Origin of the sequence: Bifidobacterium pseudolongum subsp. globosum, assembly GCF_004155535.1 — a bacterium.
In the GTDB taxonomy this organism is placed as follows: Bacteria; Actinomycetota; Actinomycetes; order Actinomycetales; family Bifidobacteriaceae; genus Bifidobacterium; species Bifidobacterium pseudolongum_C.
In genome coordinates, this window is the sequence record NZ_RYUH01000014.1 from 84,197 (window position 1) to 103,747 (window position 19,551).

Genomic DNA, 19,551 nt, shown 5'->3' on the forward strand with positions numbered 1-19,551 from the left:
ATCCACGAAAGCAGCACCATGACCGATCCCGCAGCACGCGCACTGCGCCGGCGCGCGTTCCAGCAACGCGCGCGCCGGGCCCGCAGGCGCGCACAGCGCGCGCTCACCGCCTACATCTCGCCGCTCGGCTGGGCCACGATCGCGTGCGCCGCCATCTGCCTGACCATGTTCGCCACGCTCGGCTGGCATGAGATGCTCGCCGCGGGCCTCGTGTGCGTGGCCATGCTGCTCGCCGCGCTCGTGCTCTCGCTCGGCAACACGTCGTTCCACGCGTCGATCGCTGTCTCGCAGCGCCGCGTGAGCGTGCATGACGCCGTGCATGTGCAGGTGACGGTGGAGAACCCGGGCGCCACGCCGACCGCGAGCGCACGCGCCGACCTGCCGATGGGCGACGAACACGAGCGTTTCGGCATCCCGATGCTCGCGAGCCACCAGTCGAAGCGCACCACGGTGAGTTTCACCACGATCAAACGCGCCGTGCTGCCGATCGGCCCGTTGATGATCCGCAAGGGCGACCCCTTCGGCCTCATGCGCCACGAGCGGCGGCTCGCCGAACGCGTGACCGTCTACATCCACCCCACCGTGGTGGCGCTCGGCATGCTGCACGCCGGCATTCCGCGCGACCTCGAAGGCAACCCGACCGGCGACATCGTGGACGACGACCTCGATTTCTACGGCCTGCGCGAATACGAGCCGGGTGACGACGTGCGCAATGTGCACTGGCTGAGTAGCGCGAAGACCGGCATGTTGATGATCCGCCAGTTCGAAGCCACGCGGCGCACCGACACGTCGCTCAGCCTCGGCGTGAACCCCGACGACTACGTGGATGCCAGCGAATTCGAGCTTGCCGTCAGCGCCCACGCGTCGATCGGCGTGCAGGCGCTGCGCGAGGACCGGCCATTGTATGCGCACGTGGGCGCCACACACACCAATCCGGCCAATCCCATGGTGTTCCTCGACGAGTGCAGCGCCGTCGAGCCGCGGCTCGGCGACGCGCGCAACCTCGCGCAGGGCGCGCTCGCGTTCACGCCGGACGCCTCGCTGTACTGCTTCACCGTCGGCTCGCTCAAACCGCTCGACGACATCCGGCGCATGGCGTCCACGCTGCCGCAGTCGGCGCGCGTCGTCGTCGTGCAGACCGCGCCGGGGGCCACGCGCGGCCTGCGTGATTTCGGCGATTTCACGCTCGCCACGATCGGCGAGCTCAATGACCTGCCGCTCGTCATGGGAGCGATGCGATGAACCTCAACCCCATGCACTCCCCCGACCTCGACCGTTCGATGACGACCGGCACCGGCACGACGACCGGCTCATGGGCGCAATCGACCCATTCGGTGATCTGGCGCACCAACACCGGCACGCCGTCGCACCGCATGGTGGGCGAACGCATCCCGTGGCGCCCCACGCTCATCGCCTGTGCTGCGGTCGCGCTCACCGTGCTGCTCGCATGCGCCAATCTGGTGGACGTCTACGGCTCGTTCGGCCTGTGGGCGGCCGCGGCCATCCCCGCCGCCCTGATCGGCGCGGGCGTCGCCGCGATGAGCGTGCTGCCCGCGCTGCGCGTCTGGTGGCAGCTCGTGGCCCTCGTCGTGGCCCAATGGATCCTCGGGCCGGTCATCTGCTGCAACGGCACCACGCTCGCCCATGTGGTGCCGACGGCTGCCACCTTGCGTGACGGCTGGTCGGCCACATTCGGCTCGTTCAAATACCTCATCTCGATCGCGCCGCCGGTCGGCTCCGGACAGGGCGCGTTGATGGCCGTGTGGACGCTGTGCCTGTGGGGCACGGCGCTCGCCGGGTTCTTCGCGGTGATGCGCGAGAGGCACTGGTCCTTCGTCACCGTGGCCTTCCTGCTCGCCATCAGCGCGGCGAGCGCGCTGCTCGGCACCGACGACGGCTGGATGCGTGTGCCGGCCGGCATCATCGCCGCGCTCGTGCTCATCGTCTGGATGGCCTACAAGTGGGGCGTGCTCGAAGCCGGCCGCTGGCTCAGCTCCGCGGTGATCATGGTGCTCGCCGCAGCCGTGGCGTGCGGCGGCTGCCTGCTCGTGGGCCAACAACGCGTCACGTTGCGCGACCATTACGACCCGCCGCTGAGCCCCTATGACTACGTGAGCCCGTTGAGCGGCATGCGCGCCTACATCAAGGAGCACAAAGACACCACGCTGCTCACCGTGCAGGGCCTGCCCGCGGGCACACCGGTGCGCCTCGCCGTGATGGACCGCTTCGACGGCAACGTGTGGAACCTGTCCGACCAGCGCGAGGCGCGCGACTCGTCGAACTACGTGCGCGTCGGCACGCGCATCCCCACGCAGGACACCGGCCGCACGTTCGACGCCACGTTCACCGTGCACGAAGGCTTGCACGAAGATTGGCTGCCGCTCGCCGGCGCCGCGACCGGCGTGCGGTTCGCCGACGAGGGGCTCACGCGCGCGTTCTACTACAACACCGGCACCGACACCGGACTGCTGGCGAGCGGCGTGCGCGATGGCCTCACCTACACCGAAAGCGGCGTGGTGCCCGCCATGCCCACCGACCAGCAGATCGCCGGGGCGAAAGGCGCCGCGGTGGCCCAGCCGCAGGCGCAGGACGTGCCGCAGTCGGTGGGCGAGCTCGCCACGGCGATCGCCGGCGGCCGGTCGAACGGCGGCGAGGCGGCGCAGGCACTCGCCGAGACGCTCAAGGACCGCGGCTGGTTCTCGCACGGCCTCGCCTCGGACTACCCGTCGCTGCCCGGGCACGGCAATTTCCGCCTCACGCGCCTGCTCGCGGGCACGGCGATGGTCGGCGACAGCGAACAGTATGCTTCGGCGATGGCCCTGATGGCGCGCGAACTGGGCCTGAGCAGCCGCGTCGTGCTCGGGTTCCTACCCAAAGACGGCGACGGCGAGATCTCCGACGAGCGCGCACAGACCGCGGGCGGCACCACGACGATCGACTTCACCGGCAACGATGTGACGGCATGGGTCGAGATCAACCTCGTAGGCCATGGCTGGGTGCCGTTCTACCCCACGCCGAAAGAAACGAAGACGCCCGACGACAACCAGAATCTCACGCCGCCCAATCCGCAGTCGCTCGTCCGGCAGCCGCCGGTGCCGCTGACCGACCCGTTGCGCGACGAGCAGAACACGACCGGCCAGTCGTCGCTCGACGGTGACGAGGCCGACGAGACGCCGCGCGACGAGCGGTGGGCGCGCGTCGCGCAGGTCGCGCGCGCCGTGGCCGTCTATGGCTCGCCCGTGTGGATCGTGCTGCTCGTGTGCGCGTTGATCCTGGCCGTCAAGGCGGCGCAGCTCGCCTGGCTGCGCCGGCATGGGCGCCCTGGCGCGCGCATCGCGGCCGGCTGGCGCGCCGCCGCCACGCTCGCCAGGCAGAGCGGCGTGCAGGTGCACGGCACGCGGCGCGAACAGTCCCAGCAGATCGCCGACGAACTGCATCTCGACCCCGCACCGTTCAACGAAGCGGTGCGCGAGGCGGATTATGCGGCGTTCTCGGGCGTGCCGGCGGATGAGTGCGCGGCCGAGGCGTACTGGAAGCGCATCGACGCCCTGCGTGGCAGCATGCTCGCCGCGCTGCCGCGGTGGCGCCGCTGGCGCACGCGGCTGTCGTTGCGCGGCCTGTGGCACAGCCGCCAATCAGGCACACGAGGCAAGGAGCAGCGATGAACGAGGCGATTGCGGTGGGCGCGCTCACCGATGTCGGCATGCGGCGCGCCACGAACCAGGACGCGTTCCTCGCCGAACGCGGCGTGTATGTGGTATGCGACGGCATGGGCGGCGAGTCGGGCGGCGAGCGCGCGAGCGCCATCGCCGTCGAGGAATTCGCGCGTCTGGCGGCGGGCGGCGAACGCACACGCGTCGCCATCGACGCGGCCGTGCAGCGCGCGCAACGCCGTGCCCGCGCGCTTGGCGTGCGGCTCGGCGGCATCGCCGGCACCACGATCAGCGGCATCGTGCTGCCGCAGTGGGGTACCGGCGCGGCCCCGCACGGCGCGCATGCAGCCGCGCATATGCCTGGCGTGGATGCCGAGCCGGTCATCGACGATTGGGATGCCACACAGCCGGGCGCCACGCTCGACGACAGCACGATCACCGGTGAGTGGCAGACGGCGCGCGGCGGGTGTGCTGACCCATGCTACGTCGTCAACATCGGCGATTCGCGCACCTACCATATGGAACGCGCGGATTCGGCGGTCATGACGTGGGACGCCCGCACGTTCACACAACTCACGCATGACCATTCGAGCAGGCAGGAGGCGATCGACGCCGGCATGGACGAAGCCGAGGCCGGGCGCCGGATCGCGCGCAACGTCATCACGCGCTGCATCGGCGCGCCGCACGGCACCCGCGCCGACGTGTTCATGGCGCCGGCGCGCGGGCGGTTCATTATATGTTCCGATGGGTGCCATGGCGAGCTCGAAGACGCTACGATTGCCTCTATCGCCGCCGCGCACGACGACGCGGCGGGCGCGGCCCGCGCGCTTGTGCAGGCGTCGCTCGACGCGGGCGGCAGTGATAATGTGACTGTGGTGGTCGTGGATATGCCGGCCGGCCGCGCCGCGCTGGGCGCGCGTCTGGAGGACGATGAGGACCTCGGCGACGTGCATGGGCTCGACGACGCCACGGTGCAGACCCGAACCGGCGCACAACAATTGGACCTGAATGCGTGGCGGCGCACACCGCCACGTGATGGGGGCCGGGCATGCGCAGATGCCCGGCTCAGCAGAGAACACAGAGAGGAACAACAAGCATGGTGAGTTACGACGAGGCGGTTGCGATCGTGCAGGACCCGCAGGCGGACCCCGTGATGCTGGCCAAAGTGGCCTACGAGAACCCGGAGTTCGGTGCCAACGTGGCGGCGCACCCCCGCGCCTACCCGGGCCTGAAGCGCTGGATTGCGCAGTTCGGCGACGAGCGCGCGCGGCGCATGGTGGCGCAGCAGGGCTATGAGTCGCCGCTCGCCCCCATCGAGGACCGCGAGGAAGCCGCGCAGCCGGAACCGGCCGTGGTGGCCGAAGCCGCCGCGGTGGCGCAGACGCCGGCCTCGTTCGAGCCGCAAGGGTATTCGGGCGTGGAGATGCTCGACGAACAGTTCAACAGCCTGCCCGACGAATCGGTGCTGCCGTCGTTCGTCACTTCCGCGGACGTGCAGGCCATGGCGCATGACGCCGCGCAAAGCTCCCCGCAGGCCTATGAGCCGCAGCAGCCGGCCGAACAGTCGTACGATCCGGCGCGGCAGCAAGCCGCCGCCGGCGCACAGGCCCAGCCGGCCGCCGCGAACGCATACGGGTTCACGGCGCAGCAGGCGGCCACCACCAACGACCCGGCCGTCATGCAGCAGATCGCGCAGTATGCGCCCGAACTGCATGCGGCGCTCGCCGGCAACCCCTATCTCTACCCCGAACTGCGGGCGTGGCTCGGCATGTTGGGCAACCCCGCCGTCAACGAGGTCCTCTCGCACCGCCAGTGACGCCATACAACGCGTGAGGCCCATGCACACTGTGCATGGGCCTCACGCGTATAAAGAACAATCCCCTAGGCCTGTTCGAAATCGAAGATCTGGTCGCCGATGCGGATGCGCGCGGGGGCGTGCAGCTGCACGGGCGCGCCCTTGTGTACGGGCGTCTCGGTGTCCCCCTCGTAGATCGCGGTGCCGTTGAGCGAACCGAAGTCCTCGAGCCACATCGAGCCGTCCTCGTCGAAGCTGATGGCCGCGTGGTTGCGTGAGACCGTGCGCGTGGGGTCGATGAGGCGCACCGATTTCGCGCCCGCCGGAATGTCCTGCGAGGGGCGGCGGCCCATCAGCACGCCCATGTCCACGAGGATCGTCTGCCCGGTGATCTCGTTGGTCATGCGGTAGTTCGCTCGCGGCTGCTTCATGAACGCCGTGGAGAGGACGGTGCCGTCCCATTCCTCACTGCCCTGCGCGTCGGACGCCGCGGTGTATTCGAGGTCGGCGCCCTGCGGGATGAACGAATCGTCGTTGAGCTCGGCCGCGTGCGCATCGGCCGTCTGGAGCGGTTCGGGCGCGGCCGGCTGGATCTCGGGGTGGTCGGGATGGAAGTCGTCGGTGGCGCCGAGGATCTGGCCGGCGGCTTCGTCGTCGGCGTACCAGCCCGGTTCAGGCGCGGGAGGATAAGGTAACTTCTGCATACCTGCATTCTTACCACACGCCGCGCGCCTCGCCCAGCCCCCGCCTCACGTTATGAACGCGGCGGTGGACCGGCACGGCATATGCGGACAGCGGGCGGCGCACCGTTGTGGTGCGCCGCCCGCTGTCCATGTCAGTCGGACCGTGCCGGATCAGACGTTGAAGTCGTCACCGAAGTCGGAGCCGAGGTCGGCCTGGCCGCCGTCGTCGTTCAGGAAGTCGTCCGGGTTGAAGTCGTCGCCGAGCTTCAGGTCGCCGAAATCGATGTTCGAGAAGTCGACATCGCTCAGGTCGGAGTCGGAGAAGTTCGCGCCGAGCGCGTCGTCGCCGAGGCCGAAGTTCGGGTAGATCGTCTCGCGGATCGCCTTGTCGGGCTCCACGACCGCGTTGCGGTAGCGTGCCAGGCCGGTGCCGGCCGGGATGAGCTTGCCGATGATGACGTTCTCCTTGAGGCCCTTGAGGTCGTCTTCCTTCTCGCTCAGGGCGGCTTCGGTGAGCACGCGCGTCGTCTCCTGGAACGAGGCCGCGGACAGCCACGAATCCGTGGCGAGCGAGGCCTTGGTGATGCCCATGAGCTCCGGGCGGCCGGCGGCCGGACGGCCACCCGACGCCACCGCGGCGCGGTTCGCCTCAAGGAAGCGGCTGCGGTCCACGAGCTCGCCCGGGAGCAGGCTCGTGTCGCCGGAGTCGATCACGGTGATGCGGCGCAGCATCTGGTGCACGATGACCTCGATGTGCTTGTCGTGGATGTCCACACCCTGCGAGCGGTACACGTTGTGCACCTCTTCGACGATGTTCTGCTGGGCGGCGTTCGGGCCGAGGATGCGCAGGATCTTCTTCGGGTCCACAGAACCCTCGATGAGCTGCGTGCCGGCTTCGACATGTTCGCCGTCCTTGACGAGCATCGGCGCACGACGGGTCACGCCGTACGTGATCGGCTCTTCGGCACCGTCGTCCGGCGTCAGGATCACCTGACGGCCGCGCTCGGTGTCCTCGACCTTGATCGTGCCGGCGAACTCGGCGATCGGCGCCTCGCCCTTCGGCGTACGCGCTTCGAACAACTCGGTGACACGCGGCAGACCCTGCGTGATGTCGGACGCCGAGGCGACGCCGCCGGAGTGGAACGAACGGAGCGTCAGCTGTGTGCCGGGCTCGCCGATCGACTGCGCCGCGACGATGCCGACGGCCTCGCCGACGTCCACGAGCTTGTTCGTGGCGAGCGACCAGCCATAGCACTTCGCGCACACGCCGCGCTTCGATTCGCACGTGAGCACGGAGCGGCCCTTGACCTCTTCGACGCCGTGCGCCACAAGGTCGTTGAGCACGTCCATCGACAGCGCGTCGCCCGCGTGGTAGAGCACGGTCTCGCCGTCGGCCGGGTCGGTCACGTCGGCCGCGAGCAGGCGCGAGTACGGGCCGCCGTCGGCCGCCTTGACGAGCACGAGGTTGCCGGCGTCATCACGCTCGGCCACCTTCATCGTCAGGCCGCGCTTGGTGCCGCAGTCCTCTTCGCGCACGATGACCTCCTGCGAGACGTCCACCAGACGGCGGGTCAGGTACCCCGACTCCGCCGTACGCAGTGCCGTATCGGCCAGGCCCTTGCGCGCGCCGTGCTGCGAGATGAAGTACTCGAGCACGGACAGGCCCTCGCGGTAGTTCGACTTGACCGGTCGGGGGATGATCTCGCCCTTCGGGTTCGCCACGAGGCCTCGCATGCCCGCGATCTGGCGGATCTGCATCCAGTTGCCTCGTGCACCCGACTGCACCATGATGTTCACGTTGTTGTCGTCATGGAAGTTCTCACGCATGGCCTCGGCCACCTTGTCGGTGCACTCGGTCCACAGGTTGATCAGTTCCTGGCGGCGCTCCTCTTCCGTGAGCAGGCCAAGGTCGTACTGGCTGTTGACCTTGGCGGCCTCATCCTCGTAGCCCTTGATGATCTCGGTGCGCTCCGGCGGGGCGACGATGTCGGAGAACGCCATCGTCACGCCGGACCACGGCGCGCGGGTGAAGCCCAGGTCCTTGAGGGCGTCGAGCGTCGCGGCCACCTGCTGCGTCGAGTAGCGGGTCGCGATGTCGTCGACGATCTTGGAGAGCTTGCCCTTCGGCGCCTGCTCGTTGATGAACGGGTAGTCCACCGGCAGCGTCTCGTTGAACAGGATGCGGCCCATCGAGGTGGCGAACAGCACCGAACCGTCGGTGAAGCGCTCCTCCTTGACCACGTCGGGGCTGCCCGGCTCGGGGTCGACGACCGTGAGCTCGCCCGGCTCCCAATCCTTTGGCAGCACGAAGTCCTCGGGCAGGCGGATGAGCACCTTGGCCTGCATGTCGATCTCGTGCTTGTCGAGCGCCATCTGCGCCTCGTCGAGCGACGAGAACACGCGGCCCTGGCCCTTGGCGCCGTCCACGACGGTGCTCAGGTAGTACAGGCCCAGGATCATGTCCTGCGAAGGCATCGTCACGGTGTGGCCGTCGGCCGGCTTGAGGATGTTGTCGGACGCCATCATGAGCGAACGCGCCTCCGCCTGCGCCTCGGCGCTCAGCGGCAGGTGCACGGCCATCTGGTCGCCGTCGAAGTCCGCGTTGAACGCGGCGCACGCGAGCGGCGGCAGGTGGATCGCCTTGCCTTCCACGAGGATCGGCTCGAAGGCCTGGATGCCCAGACGGTGCAGCGTAGGCGCACGGTTGAGCAGCACCGGGTGTTCGGCGATGACCTCTTCGAGCACGCCCCAGACCTCGGCGTCGCCACGGTCCACGAGACGCTTGGCGCTCTTCATGTTCTGCGCGTAGTTGAGGTCCACGAGGCGCTTGATCACGAACGGCTTGAACAGCTCGAGCGCCATCGGCTTCGGCAGGCCGCACTGGTGCATGCGCAGCGACGGGCCGACGACGATCACGGAACGGCCCGAGTAGTCCACGCGCTTGCCCAGCAGGTTCTGGCGGAAACGGCCCTGCTTGCCCTTGAGCATGTCGGAAAGCGACTTGAGCGGGCGGTTCGAGGCGCCGGTCACCGGGCGGCCGCGGCGGCCGTTGTCGAACAGCGAGTCGACGGCCTCCTGCAGCATGCGCTTTTCGTTGTTGAGCATGATCTCGGGCGCGCCAAGCTCGATGAGGCGCTTGAGGCGGTTGTTGCGGTTGATCACGCGGCGGTACAGGTCGTTGAGGTCGGAGGTCGCGAAGCGGCCGCCGTCGAGCTGCACCATCGGGCGCAGGTCCGGCGGGATGACCGGGATCACGTCGAGCACCATGGCCTCCGGCTTGTTGTCGGTGGTCAGGAACGCGTTCACGACCTTGAGGCGCTTGAGCGCGCGGGCCTTGCGCTGGCCCGTGCCGGTCTCGATCTCCTCGCGCAGCTCCTTGGCCGCGGCTTCGAGGTCGAAGTCCTGCAGGCGCTTCTTGATCGCCTCGGCGCCCATGCTGCCTTCGAAGTAGTCGCCGTAGCGGTCCTCCATCTCACGCCACAGGTCCACGTCGTTTTCCATGTCGCCGGGCTTGAGGTTCTTGAACTTGTCGAACACGGCGCCCAGGCGTGCGATCTGGTCGTCGTAGCGCTGGCGGATCGCCGCCATGTCGCGCTCGGCGCCGTTGCGCAGCTTGGTCTTCGCGCTCTGCTTGACCTCGCCTTCGGCTTCGAGCTCGGCCAGATCGGCCTCCACCTTCTTGGCGCGCTCCTCGATCTCGTTGTCGCGGCGGCGCTCGAGGTTCTTCACCTCGGTGTCGAACTCGTCCTGCAGGTCCGGCAGGTCCTGGTGGCGGGCCTCGTCGTCGACCTTCGTGACCATGTACGACGCGAAGTAGATGACCTTCTCGAGTTCCTTCGGCGCGATGCCGAGCAGGTAGCCGAGGCGGCTCGGCACACCCTTGAAGAACCAGATGTGGGTCACCGGGGCGGCGAGCTCGATGTGGCCCATGCGCTCACGGCGCACACGGCTGCGGGTGACCTCCACGCCGCAGCGTTCGCACACGATGCCCTTGAAGCGCACGCGCTTGTACTTGCCGCACGCGCACTCCCAGTCGCGGGTCGGTCCGAAGATCTGCTCACCGAACAGACCGTCCTTCTCCGGCTTGAGGGTGCGGTAGTTGATGGTCTCCGGCTTCTTGACCTCGCCGTAGCTCCATCCGCGAATATCGTCGGCGGTAGCCAGACCGATTTTCAGTTTGTCAAATGCGTTGACGTCCAGCACTTACTGTTCCTGTCTTTGTAGGTTCTTGTGTTCTCTTGAATGACGTGTGAATCACTTGTATTCAGGTTCATCAACGACTTGGTCGGCCTTCGCGGCGGCGTCCGGGCGGGCGCCGATGTTGAAGCCCAGGTCATTGGAGGAGGAGACCGGATCGTCATCCTCTGCCTTCATGTCGATCGCCACGCCTTCGGCGTTGAGCACCTCGACATTGAGCGAGAGGGACTGCAGTTCCTTGAGCATCACCTTGAAGGACTCGGGGATGCCCGCCGGAGGCAGGTTGTCGCCCTTCACGATCGCGCCGTAGACGCGCACGCGGCCGTCCACGTCGTCGGACTTGGTCGTCATCATCTCGTGCAGCGTGTAGGCGGCGCCGTAGGCCTCGAGCGCCCACACCTCCATCTCGCCGAAGCGCTGGCCGCCGAACTGGGCCTTGCCGCCCAGCGGCTGCTGCGTGATCATCGAGTACGGGCCGGTGGAACGCGCGTGGATCTTGTCGTCGACCAGGTGGTGCAGCTTGAGCATGTACATGTAGCCCACCGAAATCGGCTTGGGGAACGGTTCGCCGGTGCGGCCGTCGAACAGCTGCGCCTTGCCGTTGTCGCCTACGAGCTTGTTGCCGTCGCGGTCCGTGAGCGTCGTGGACAGCAGGCCCTTGAGGGTCTCCTGGCGCACGCCGTCGAACACCGGGGTGGCCACCGGGGTGCCCGGCTCGCCCTTCTCGGCGCCCTTCGGCACGTACTTCTTCCACTCCGCCTCGAGGTCGGGGTCGAGCGAGATGTCCCAGCCGGAGTGCGCGACCCAGCCGAGGTGCAGTTCGAGCACCTGGCCCAGGTTCATTCGCGACGGCACGCCCAACGGGTTGAGCATGATGTCGACCGGCGTGCCGTCCGCCAGGAACGGCATGTCCTCTTCCGGCAGGATGCGCGAGATGACGCCCTTGTTGCCATGGCGGCCCGAGAGCTTGTCGCCCTGCGTGATCTTGCGGTGCTGGGCGATGTAGACGCGGATCATCTGGTTCACGCCGTTCGGCAGCTCGTCGCCGTCCTCTTCGGCGTCTTCGCGCGTGATCTCCTTGACGGCGATCACGGTGCCGGTCTCGCCGTGCGGCACGCGCAGCGAGGTGTCGCGCACTTCGCGGCTCTTCTCGCCGAAGATCGCGCGCAGCAGGCGCTCTTCCGGCGTCAGCTCGGTCTCGCCCTTCGGCGTGACCTTGCCCACGAGGATGTCGCCGGCTTCGACTTCGGCGCCGATGCGGATGATGCCGCGCTCGTCGAGGTTCGCCACCGCGTCCTCGCCCACGTTCGGCAGGTCGCGCGTGATCTCCTCGGCGCCCAGCTTGGTTTCGCGGGCGTCGATCTCGTATTCCTCGATGTGGATCGAGGAGAGCGTGTCGTCCTGCACGAGGCGCTGCGAGATGATCACGGCGTCTTCGTAGTTGTAGCCGTTCCACGGCATGAACGCGACGAGCAGGTTCTTGCCGAGGGCCATCTCGCCCTTTTCGGTGGCCGGGCCGTCGGCGAGCACCGTGCCCTCCTCCACGCGTTCGCCGTCGTGGATGAGCGGCACCTGGTTGTAGCACGTCGTCTGGTTCGAACGCTGGAACTTGGCGAGCTTGTAGGAGCTCGTCGTGCCGTCGTCGTTCATCACGCGGATGATGTCGGCGGAGACGTAGGTCACGACGCCCGGCTTCTCGGCCAGGATCACGTCGCCGGAGTCCACCGCGGCGCTCCATTCGGCGCCGGTGCCCACGAGCGGGCGCTCCGACTTGATGAGCGGCACGGCCTGACGCTGCATGTTGGTGCCCATCAGCGCTCGGTGGCCCTCGTCGTGCTCGAGGAACGGGATGAGCGAGGCGCCGACGGAGACCATCTGGCGCGGGGAGACGTCCATGAAGTCGACCATCTCGACCGGCACGTCCTCCGCCTCGCCGGCGGCGTCACGCACAAGCGCTTCCTTCTCCACGAAGTTGCCGTTCTCGTCGAGCTTCTGGTTGGCCTGGGCGATCACGTGCTCGACCTCGCGGTCCGCGGTCATGTACACGACCTCGTCGGTCACGTGGCCGTTGACGACCTTGCGGTACGGCGTCTCGATGAAGCCGAAGGGGTTGATGCGGCCGAAGGTGGCGAGCGAGCCGATCAGGCCGATGTTCGGGCCTTCAGGGGATTCGATCGGGCACATGCGGCCGAAGTGCGAGGGGTGCACGTCGCGCACTTCCATCGACGCGCGGTCGCGCGACAGGCCGCCGGGGCCCAGCGCGGACAGGCGGCGCTTGTTGGTCACGCCCGCGAGCGGGTTGTTCTGGTCCATGAACTGCGAAAGCTGCGAGGTGCCGAAGAACTCCTTGATCGTCGCGTTGACCGGGCGGATGTTGATCAGCGACTGCGGCGTGATCGCCTCGGCGTCCTGCGTCGTCATGCGCTCGCGCACCACGCGCTCCATGCGGCTCAGGCCGGTGCGCAGCTGGTTCTGGATCAGCTCGCCCACCTGGCGGATGCGGCGGTTGCCGAAGTGGTCGATGTCGTCCACGTCCACGCGCAGCTCGACGTCTTCGCCGTCGCGCTTGCCCGGGAACGTGGCCGCGCCCGCGTGCAGCGAGACGAGGTACTTGATCGTGGCGATGATGTCCTCGCGGCTCAGACTGCGGTCGTTGTAGTCCATCTCCAGGCCGAGCTTGCGGTTGATCTTGTAGCGGCCGACGCGGGCCAGATCGTAGCGCTTGGTGTTGAAGTAGAAGGAGTCGAGCAGGTTCTTGCCGGCTTCCGGGGTGGCGGCGTCGGCCGGGCGGATCTTGCGGTAGAGGTCCACGAGGGCCTCTTCCTGCGTGTCGATCTTCTCGTTCTCGAGCGCGTCGAGCACGAGCGGGTAGCCTTCGAACGCCTTGCGGATCTCGCTGCGGGTCATGCCGATCGCCATGAGGAACACGATCGCCGACTGCTTGCGCTTGCGGTCCACGCGCACGCCGAGGAAGTCGCGCTTGTCGATCTCGAACTCGAGCCATGCGCCACGGCTCGGGATGATCTTCGCGCCGAAGACCTCCTTGTCGGACGTGCGGTCCGGCTGGCGGTCGAAGTACACGCCCGGGGAGCGCACGAGCTGCGAGACGATGACGCGCTCGGTGCCGCCGATGATGAACGTGCCGTGCGGGGTCTGCAGTGGGAAGTCGCCCATGAACACGGTCTGCGACTTGATCTCGCCGGTCTCGCCGTTCTCGAACTCGGCGTTCACGTAAAGCGGGGCGGAATAGGTGTAGTCCTTCTCCTTGCACTCCTGCACCGTGTGGCGCGGTTCCTCGAAGTACGGGTCGGAGAAGGTCAGGCTCATGGTCTGGGCGAAGTTCTCGATCGGCGAGATCTCCTGGAAGACCTCGTCGAGGCCGGAGATGTGCGGCACGGTGTTGGTGCCGTTCGCCTCGTCCTCGGCCACGCGCTGCTGCCAGCGCTCGTTGCCGATGAGCCAGTCGAAGCTGTCGGTCTGCACGCCAAGCAGGTATGGCACCTTGATGGGTTCGGCGATGGAGCCGAAGTTCACGCGATCCGAAGCCTTGTGCAGGTCGATGTCCCGCTGGTCGGCGCGCGCGATGATGGAAGTGGTGTTCGTCGTAGTCTCAGACAATGGACGTTCCTTAATCGCTGCTAGTTGTCTTGCTTGTTCAACTGGGAAAGCGCCGCGGCGGCCACCATATGCCTGATCGCGGGCGCTTCGTCTTTGGCAGCATGCCCGCTATATGACATACTTACACACGGAAACACAATACTACCAGTTCCAACGATTCACACACCCCTCACATTCCATAATGTGAGGAATATCATATTGCGGGGCGCTATTCGACGGTGATCGTGACCGGCTTGCTTATCACCTTTGGATCGTCCTTGAGCACGAGCTGCGCCACATACGTGCCACGGTCCACATGCGGCAGGTCCCCTTCGGCCACGCATTCGGATCCGGAGCGCACGGTGTCCCACGTCATCTTCTGCTCGTCGGTCACGCCCTGCATCATCAGCAGCGGCCGGTATGCCGCCTCGCACGCGTCCGAACGCCACACCACGTCGCTCCCCGAACTGATCTGCAGCACGCGCCCGTCGTCCGCGCCATCCACATAACAGCCGGCCGGGTCCTTGCCTGTGTACGTGATGCGCGCCGTGAACTCCAGCGAACCGCCGACCGGCACCGACGTCGACGCCGGGTCGAGCGCCAGTTCGATGTCGTTCGCCGAGCACACGCGCACCTTGCTCTTGCGCACCGGCACCGGCGGTCGTGTGGTGCGCGTGACCGCCATGCGCCCATCCGCGCCCACCCACGCCGGCACAAGCGAGGCGCCGCGCACCAGGCTGTACACGCAGAACACGCCCAACGCGAGGAACACCACCAGTCCCACAAGCACGGCGATGCGCCTGCGGCGGTACATCTGCCGTTGCCGTTTCGACAGGCGGCGTTTGCGTGGCTTGGTCGCGCGCGGGGAGGATTGGCTGGGCATGCGCACCAGTCTACCGGGGGCGCCCGCCATGTTCATGCCGCCGCTATTGCGGCAGCCGCAGCGCGTGCCCCGGCAGGATCTCGATCAGCCCGTCCTCGTCGAGCGAGGCGATGCACCGGTCGAGCTGCGCGCGGTCCGGCCACAGCCCGGCCACGCGCTCATACACGAGCACGCCGCCCGCCTCAGGCTCCAGTTCGCGCAGCGCGTGCAGCACACGCCCGCGCACCTGCCGGTCCGTACCGGCGAACCGCTGGCGCGGGCGCGTGCGCCGCTCCCCCAGATTCGGCAAGCCGGCCGCGAAAAAGCGGCATTGCGCGCGCACCGGGCACACCTCGCACTGCGGCTGCTTCGCCGTGCAGACAATCGCCCCCAGCTCCATGACCGCCTGGTTCCACGTCGTCGCATCGCGCGCGCCGGCCGGCAGCACGCAATCGGCGAGCGCGCGCTCGAGCGGCGACGCCGAGCCGCCGAGCGACTCCTCGCCCAAAAACACGCGGCTCAGCACGCGGCGGATGTTCGTGTCGACGACGGCGATGCGCTCGCCGTACGCGAAGCTCATCACGGCGCTCGCCGTGTAATCGCCCACGCCCGGCAACGCCGTCAGTTCGCTGTATCCGCGCGGCAATTCGTCGTCGTATTCACTGGCCACCACGCGCGCGCATTCCTGCAGCCGCAGTGCGCGCCGCGGGTAGCCGAGGCGCCCCCACGCCTGGATCACGTCGGCCTTCGGTGCGCCGGCCAAGGCGCGCGCGGTGGGCCATTGGCTCATCCACGCCTGCCAATACGGCACCACGCGGCTCATCTGCGTCTGCTGGCTCATCACTTCGCACACGAGCACGCCCCACGGCGTCGTCTGGCCGTTGCGCCATGGCAGGGCGCGCGCGTGCTCGTCCCACCAGGCGAACAGCGGCGCACGAACGCCGGCGTGGGCGAGTTCGCGCACGAACGCCTCGTCGAGTGCGGAACGGGTCTGTGTTGTCATAAAACCGCTATTCTAGCGGGGCGCACCGCCCGTGCACAAGGCCGCGCTGTCGCTTGAGCGCAATATCGTGGACCGCGTGACGAATGCAGACAATACCGCGCCCGAGGCGCGCGTGGAGAAGATGTTCGAATACGGCTACCGCAAGTCGAATTACGGCCCCGACGAACTGGTGACTGACGCGCACGGAAACCCGATCTCGGTCGTCGACGCGATGCTCTCGCCCGAGGCCGCGGCCACGATGGAGACGACGACCCCGCACCTGTGCTATTACTCGCCGCGCATCCCCGGCAACACCGGGTCGGCGATCCGCCTGTGCGCGGTGACCGGCACGATCCTGCACCTTGTGGAGCCGTTGGGGTTCAACCTGCGCGACACCAAGCTGCGCCGCGCCGGGCTGGACTACCATGACATGGCGCATGTGGTGCTGCACCCGGATTTCGACAACCTCGTCGAGTCGATGCCCGAGTCGCGCATCATCGCGTTCACGGCGCATGCGACCAAGCTGTACACGGATGTCGAGTACAAGCCGACCGACATCCTGCTGTTCGGGCCCGAACCAGGCAACATCCCCGACCCGACCGACATCATGTTCGGCCCGCATGTGGCCGAACAGGTGCGCCTGCCAATGCGCCCGAGCCTGCGCAGCCTCAACCTGACGAACTGCGCGTCGATCGCGATCTACGAGGCGTGGCGGCAATTGGGGTTTAGGGGAGGTCAATAACCAAACCACCCCACAATCGCGATTGGGCGCACATCAACCGTTTGATGTGCGCCCAATTCGCATTGTGGGGTGTTGCTCAATTCTTGAAACTGTGAATCGGCGCCGGAATGCGGCCGCCACGGGTCACGAAGGCCTCGCAGCTCGCCGTGTTGACCGGCATGATCGGCGCATAGCCCATGAGGCCGCCGAAATTGGCCATCTGCCCCACGGTCTTGCCCACGACCGGGATGATGCGCACGGCCGTCGTCTTCTGGTTGACCATGCCGATCGCCGATTCATCGGCGATGATGCCCGAAATCGTCGAGGCAGGCGTGTCACCGGGGATCGCGATCATGTCGAGGCCCACCGAGCACACGCACGTCATGGCCTCGAGCTTCTCGATCGTCAAGCAGCCGGATTCCGCGGCATCGATCATGTTCTTGTCTTCCGAGACCGGGATGAACGCGCCGGACAGGCCGCCGACGTACGACGACGCCATGATGCCGCCCTTCTTCACCTGGTCGTTGAGCATGGCGAGCGCCGCCGTGGTGCCGGGGCCGCCCACCTGCGCCAGGCCCATCTTCTCGAGCACTTCGCCGACCGAATCACCCACGGCCGGGGTGGGCGCGAGCGAAAGGTCGATGATGCCGAACGGCAGGCCGAGGCGCTTCGAGGCCTCTTGGGCCACGAGCTGGCCGACTCGCGTGATCTTGAACGCGGTGCGCTTGATCGTTTCGCACAGGAACTCGAAGTCCTTGCCTTCCGCGGCGTCGAGCGCGCGGGAGACCACACCCGGGCCGGAGACGCCCACGTTGATGACCGCGTCGCCTTCGGTCACGCCGTGGAAGCCGCCCGCCATGAACGGGTTGTCGTCGGGCGCGTTGCAGAACGCCACGAATTTGACGCAGCCGTACGAATCGATGTCGGCGGTCGCCTCGGCGATCTCCTTGATGATGTGGCCGAGCATCTCGACGGCGTTCATGTCGATGCCGGTCTTCGTCGATCCGACATTGACCGACGAGCAGACGATGTCGGTCTCGCTCAGCGCGGCCGGCAGCGACCGGATGAGCAGTTCTTCGGCCGGGGTCATCGACTTCGAGACGAGCGCGGAATAGCCACCGATCAGGTCGACTCCCACGGTCTTCGCGGCGCGGTCGAGCGCGTGCGCGATCTTGACGAAGTCGCCGCTTGTCTTGCAGCAGCTGGCGCCGACGAGCGCGATCGGCGTGACGGTGATGCGCTTGTTGACGATCGGGATGCCGAAGTCGCGTTCGATCGATTCGCCGGTGGACACGAGGTCCTTGGCGTAATGTGTGATCTTCGCGTAGATCGCCTCGCACGTCTCGTCCACGTCGGCACGCGCGCAATCCATGAGGTTGATGCCCATCGTGATCGTGCGCACGTCGAGCTTCTCCTGCTCAATCATCTGGTTCGTCTCATGGACTTCCATGATATTCAGCATGGTTCTTCCCTTCCGTTCCCGTGCGTTCAGACGCGGTGCATCTTGGTGAAGATCTCCTCGCGCTGGCAGCGGATGCGCACGCCGATGTCCTCACCGAGCGCCTCGAGGTCCTCCACAATCGTCTCGAACGCCACGTCCGCGTCCGAATAATCGACGATCATCATCATGTTGAAGAACCCGTCGATGATCGTCTGTGAGATGTCGAGCACGTTCGTGTGGTGCTCGGAAAGGTACGTACATACGCGCGCGATGATGCCGACGGTGTCTTGGCCGACGACGGTGATGATTGCCTTGTTCATGGAACTCCCTGGTCGCAAACTATACGGCAATGCCCCAGTATAGGGAACGCTTGCGCCAACCACGCGCTTTTCCCGCATGTCAGAACGCAACGCGCCGGTGGGCGCCGTGTGCACAGCGCCCACCGGCGCGAGCAATGCTCTAGTGCCTGCCCCTGGCGTGGCGCGACGGCTTGCCCGCACCGCGCAGGCGCCTGCGCTGCACGGTGAAGACCGTCACGAGCGCGGCGATCGTGGCCACGGTGATGATGACGGTGATGAGCATGTCCTGCTTCAGCGCCTTGTTCTCGTACGTCGCGTGCTTCGCCTCCTCCGGCGTGGGGATGCGCGTGCCGGTCACAATCAGGCGGTGCGAGTTGACGCCGTACGGCGTGCAGGTGACGAGGCTGACAAGGTCGCGCCCCTCCTGGATCTCGAGGTTCTTCACGTTGTCGGGCAGCACCACGTTCGTCTCCTCGACCTCGTACGTGAGCACGTCGTCATACACGGTGACGGTGAACGTGTCGCCCTTTTCCAGGGTGTCGATGCCGGTGAACAGCATCGCGCTCGGCAGGCCGGTGTGGCCGGTGAGCACGGCGTGCGTGGATTCGCCGCCGATCGGGAAGCTCGAGCCTTCCATATGCCCCGAGGCGATCTGCAGCACCGTTTCGTCGGTGCCGTGGTAGATCGGCAGGCGCGCGTCGATCTTCGGGATCGTCACATAGCCCATGATGCCGGTGCCGGTGATGTCGAGGATCGAATTGTATTCCTTCTTCTCCTCTTCGTTGGGCAGAAAGCGCGTCACGCCGCGCCCCACGAGCGATTCGTTGTATTCGCGCGCGCGGGCGAGCTGGGCCTCGCGGTCCTCCTTGGAAGTGTCGGCCACCTGCTCCACGTAGCCGGCGACCGCGCGGCTCGCCACATGGCGGTTCCACGCGTCGGCCACGGTCGGGTACAGGATCAGGCCCACGCCCACCACGAGCATGACGCTCATCGCCACGAGGATCGCAATGAACTGCCGGTTGCTGCGTCGTTTCGCGGCGGCCTTGGCCTCGGGCGACGCCGGCTCCGGCGGCACATCGCCTTGCGGGCTGTCGGCGAACTGCGGCAACTCGTCAAGCCCCATGTTCTGCGTGGTGTGTGTGGTCGCGTCGTTCGGCTGTTCGTTCATCTGGCGTGCGTCACCCCTGCTGCATGTCTTCTTGGGGCGCGCTTGCGCACGCCCCACGGCACTCTTCTGCCTTGTGAGCATAATCGCTTTGCGCGCCTGGCACCATGGGGCGTCCCAAATCTTCACGACTTCTCACCACGCATAATGCACGGC

13 protein-coding genes are annotated in these 19,551 nt (G+C 67.1%); 5 read left to right on the plus strand and 8 right to left on the minus strand.

Going from position 1 to position 19,551, the window contains the following annotated elements:
* Nucleotides 1-18: 18 nt before the first annotated feature.
* From PG2093B_RS07330 to PG2093B_RS07345, 4 genes are read left to right on the plus strand one after another with little or no spacing between them, the layout of a single operon-like run.
* Entirely contained in the window at nucleotides 19-1,242 is a 1,224-nt protein-coding gene (locus PG2093B_RS07330; protein ID WP_129897935.1) for a DUF58 domain-containing protein, read from the plus strand.
* The gene (locus PG2093B_RS07335) at nucleotides 1,239-3,665 is read left to right on the plus strand and encodes a transglutaminase domain-containing protein (RefSeq protein ID WP_129897936.1); all 2,427 of its coding nucleotides are present in this window, start codon (nucleotides 1,239-1,241) and stop codon (nucleotides 3,663-3,665) included. The genes PG2093B_RS07330 and PG2093B_RS07335 overlap by 4 nt, the downstream gene beginning before the upstream one ends.
* Nucleotides 3,662-4,756, plus strand: a complete 1,095-nt coding sequence (locus PG2093B_RS07340; RefSeq protein WP_129897937.1) for a PP2C family protein-serine/threonine phosphatase — start codon at nucleotides 3,662-3,664, stop codon at nucleotides 4,754-4,756. The genes PG2093B_RS07335 and PG2093B_RS07340 overlap by 4 nt, the downstream gene beginning before the upstream one ends.
* A complete protein-coding gene (locus PG2093B_RS07345) occupies nucleotides 4,750-5,469 on the plus strand; it encodes a hypothetical protein (RefSeq protein WP_129897938.1) in 720 nt (239 codons plus the stop codon). Before PG2093B_RS07340 ends, PG2093B_RS07345 begins: the two co-directional genes overlap by 7 nt.
* Before the next feature lie 65 nt (nucleotides 5,470-5,534).
* Here PG2093B_RS07345 and PG2093B_RS07350 read toward each other — a convergent pair whose 3' ends face one another.
* The 5 genes from PG2093B_RS07350 to PG2093B_RS07370 form a co-directional block, all read right to left on the minus strand.
* A complete protein-coding gene (locus PG2093B_RS07350) occupies nucleotides 5,535-6,152 on the minus strand; it encodes an FHA domain-containing protein (RefSeq protein WP_129897939.1) in 618 nt (205 codons plus the stop codon).
* A 150-nt stretch (nucleotides 6,153-6,302) separates the two neighbouring features.
* Nucleotides 6,303-10,334, minus strand: coding sequence for a DNA-directed RNA polymerase subunit beta' (locus tag PG2093B_RS07355; protein WP_129897940.1), 4,032 nt, complete (start codon nucleotides 10,332-10,334; stop codon nucleotides 6,303-6,305).
* Nucleotides 10,335-10,385: 51 nt separating this feature from the next.
* Nucleotides 10,386-13,946, minus strand: a complete 3,561-nt coding sequence (locus tag PG2093B_RS07360) for a DNA-directed RNA polymerase subunit beta (RefSeq protein ID WP_022858677.1) — start codon at nucleotides 13,944-13,946, stop codon at nucleotides 10,386-10,388.
* A 208-nt stretch (nucleotides 13,947-14,154) separates the two neighbouring features.
* Nucleotides 14,155-14,808: a hypothetical protein gene (locus PG2093B_RS07365; protein WP_129897941.1), complete on the minus strand. Its 654-nt coding sequence runs from the start codon at nucleotides 14,806-14,808 to the stop codon at nucleotides 14,155-14,157.
* Nucleotides 14,809-14,851: 43 nt separating this feature from the next.
* On the minus strand, nucleotides 14,852-15,790 hold the full coding sequence (locus PG2093B_RS07370) for an A/G-specific adenine glycosylase (protein ID WP_129897942.1): 939 nt from the start codon (nucleotides 15,788-15,790) through the stop codon (nucleotides 14,852-14,854).
* 121 nt (nucleotides 15,791-15,911) lie between these two features.
* Here PG2093B_RS07370 and PG2093B_RS07375 point away from each other — a divergent pair, with 121 nt between their 5' ends.
* Complete coding sequence (locus PG2093B_RS07375) at nucleotides 15,912-16,511, plus strand: tRNA (cytidine(34)-2'-O)-methyltransferase (RefSeq protein WP_129898035.1); 600 nt, start codon at nucleotides 15,912-15,914, stop codon at nucleotides 16,509-16,511.
* 76 nt (nucleotides 16,512-16,587) lie between these two features.
* On the opposite strand, the gene PG2093B_RS07380 is transcribed toward PG2093B_RS07375, so the two are convergent.
* From PG2093B_RS07380 to PG2093B_RS07390, 3 genes are all read right to left on the minus strand, one after another.
* A complete protein-coding gene (locus PG2093B_RS07380) occupies nucleotides 16,588-17,952 on the minus strand; it encodes a PFL family protein (protein ID WP_022858673.1) in 1,365 nt (454 codons plus the stop codon).
* Between the two features lie 26 nt (nucleotides 17,953-17,978).
* Entirely contained in the window at nucleotides 17,979-18,251 is a 273-nt protein-coding gene (locus PG2093B_RS07385) for an ACT domain-containing protein (protein ID WP_022858672.1), read from the minus strand.
* Between the two features lie 139 nt (nucleotides 18,252-18,390).
* Nucleotides 18,391-19,239 (minus strand): class C sortase, encoded by an 849-nt coding sequence (locus PG2093B_RS07390; protein WP_129898036.1) that lies wholly within the window; start codon nucleotides 19,237-19,239, stop codon nucleotides 18,391-18,393.
* Nucleotides 19,240-19,551: the final 312 nt, after the last annotated feature.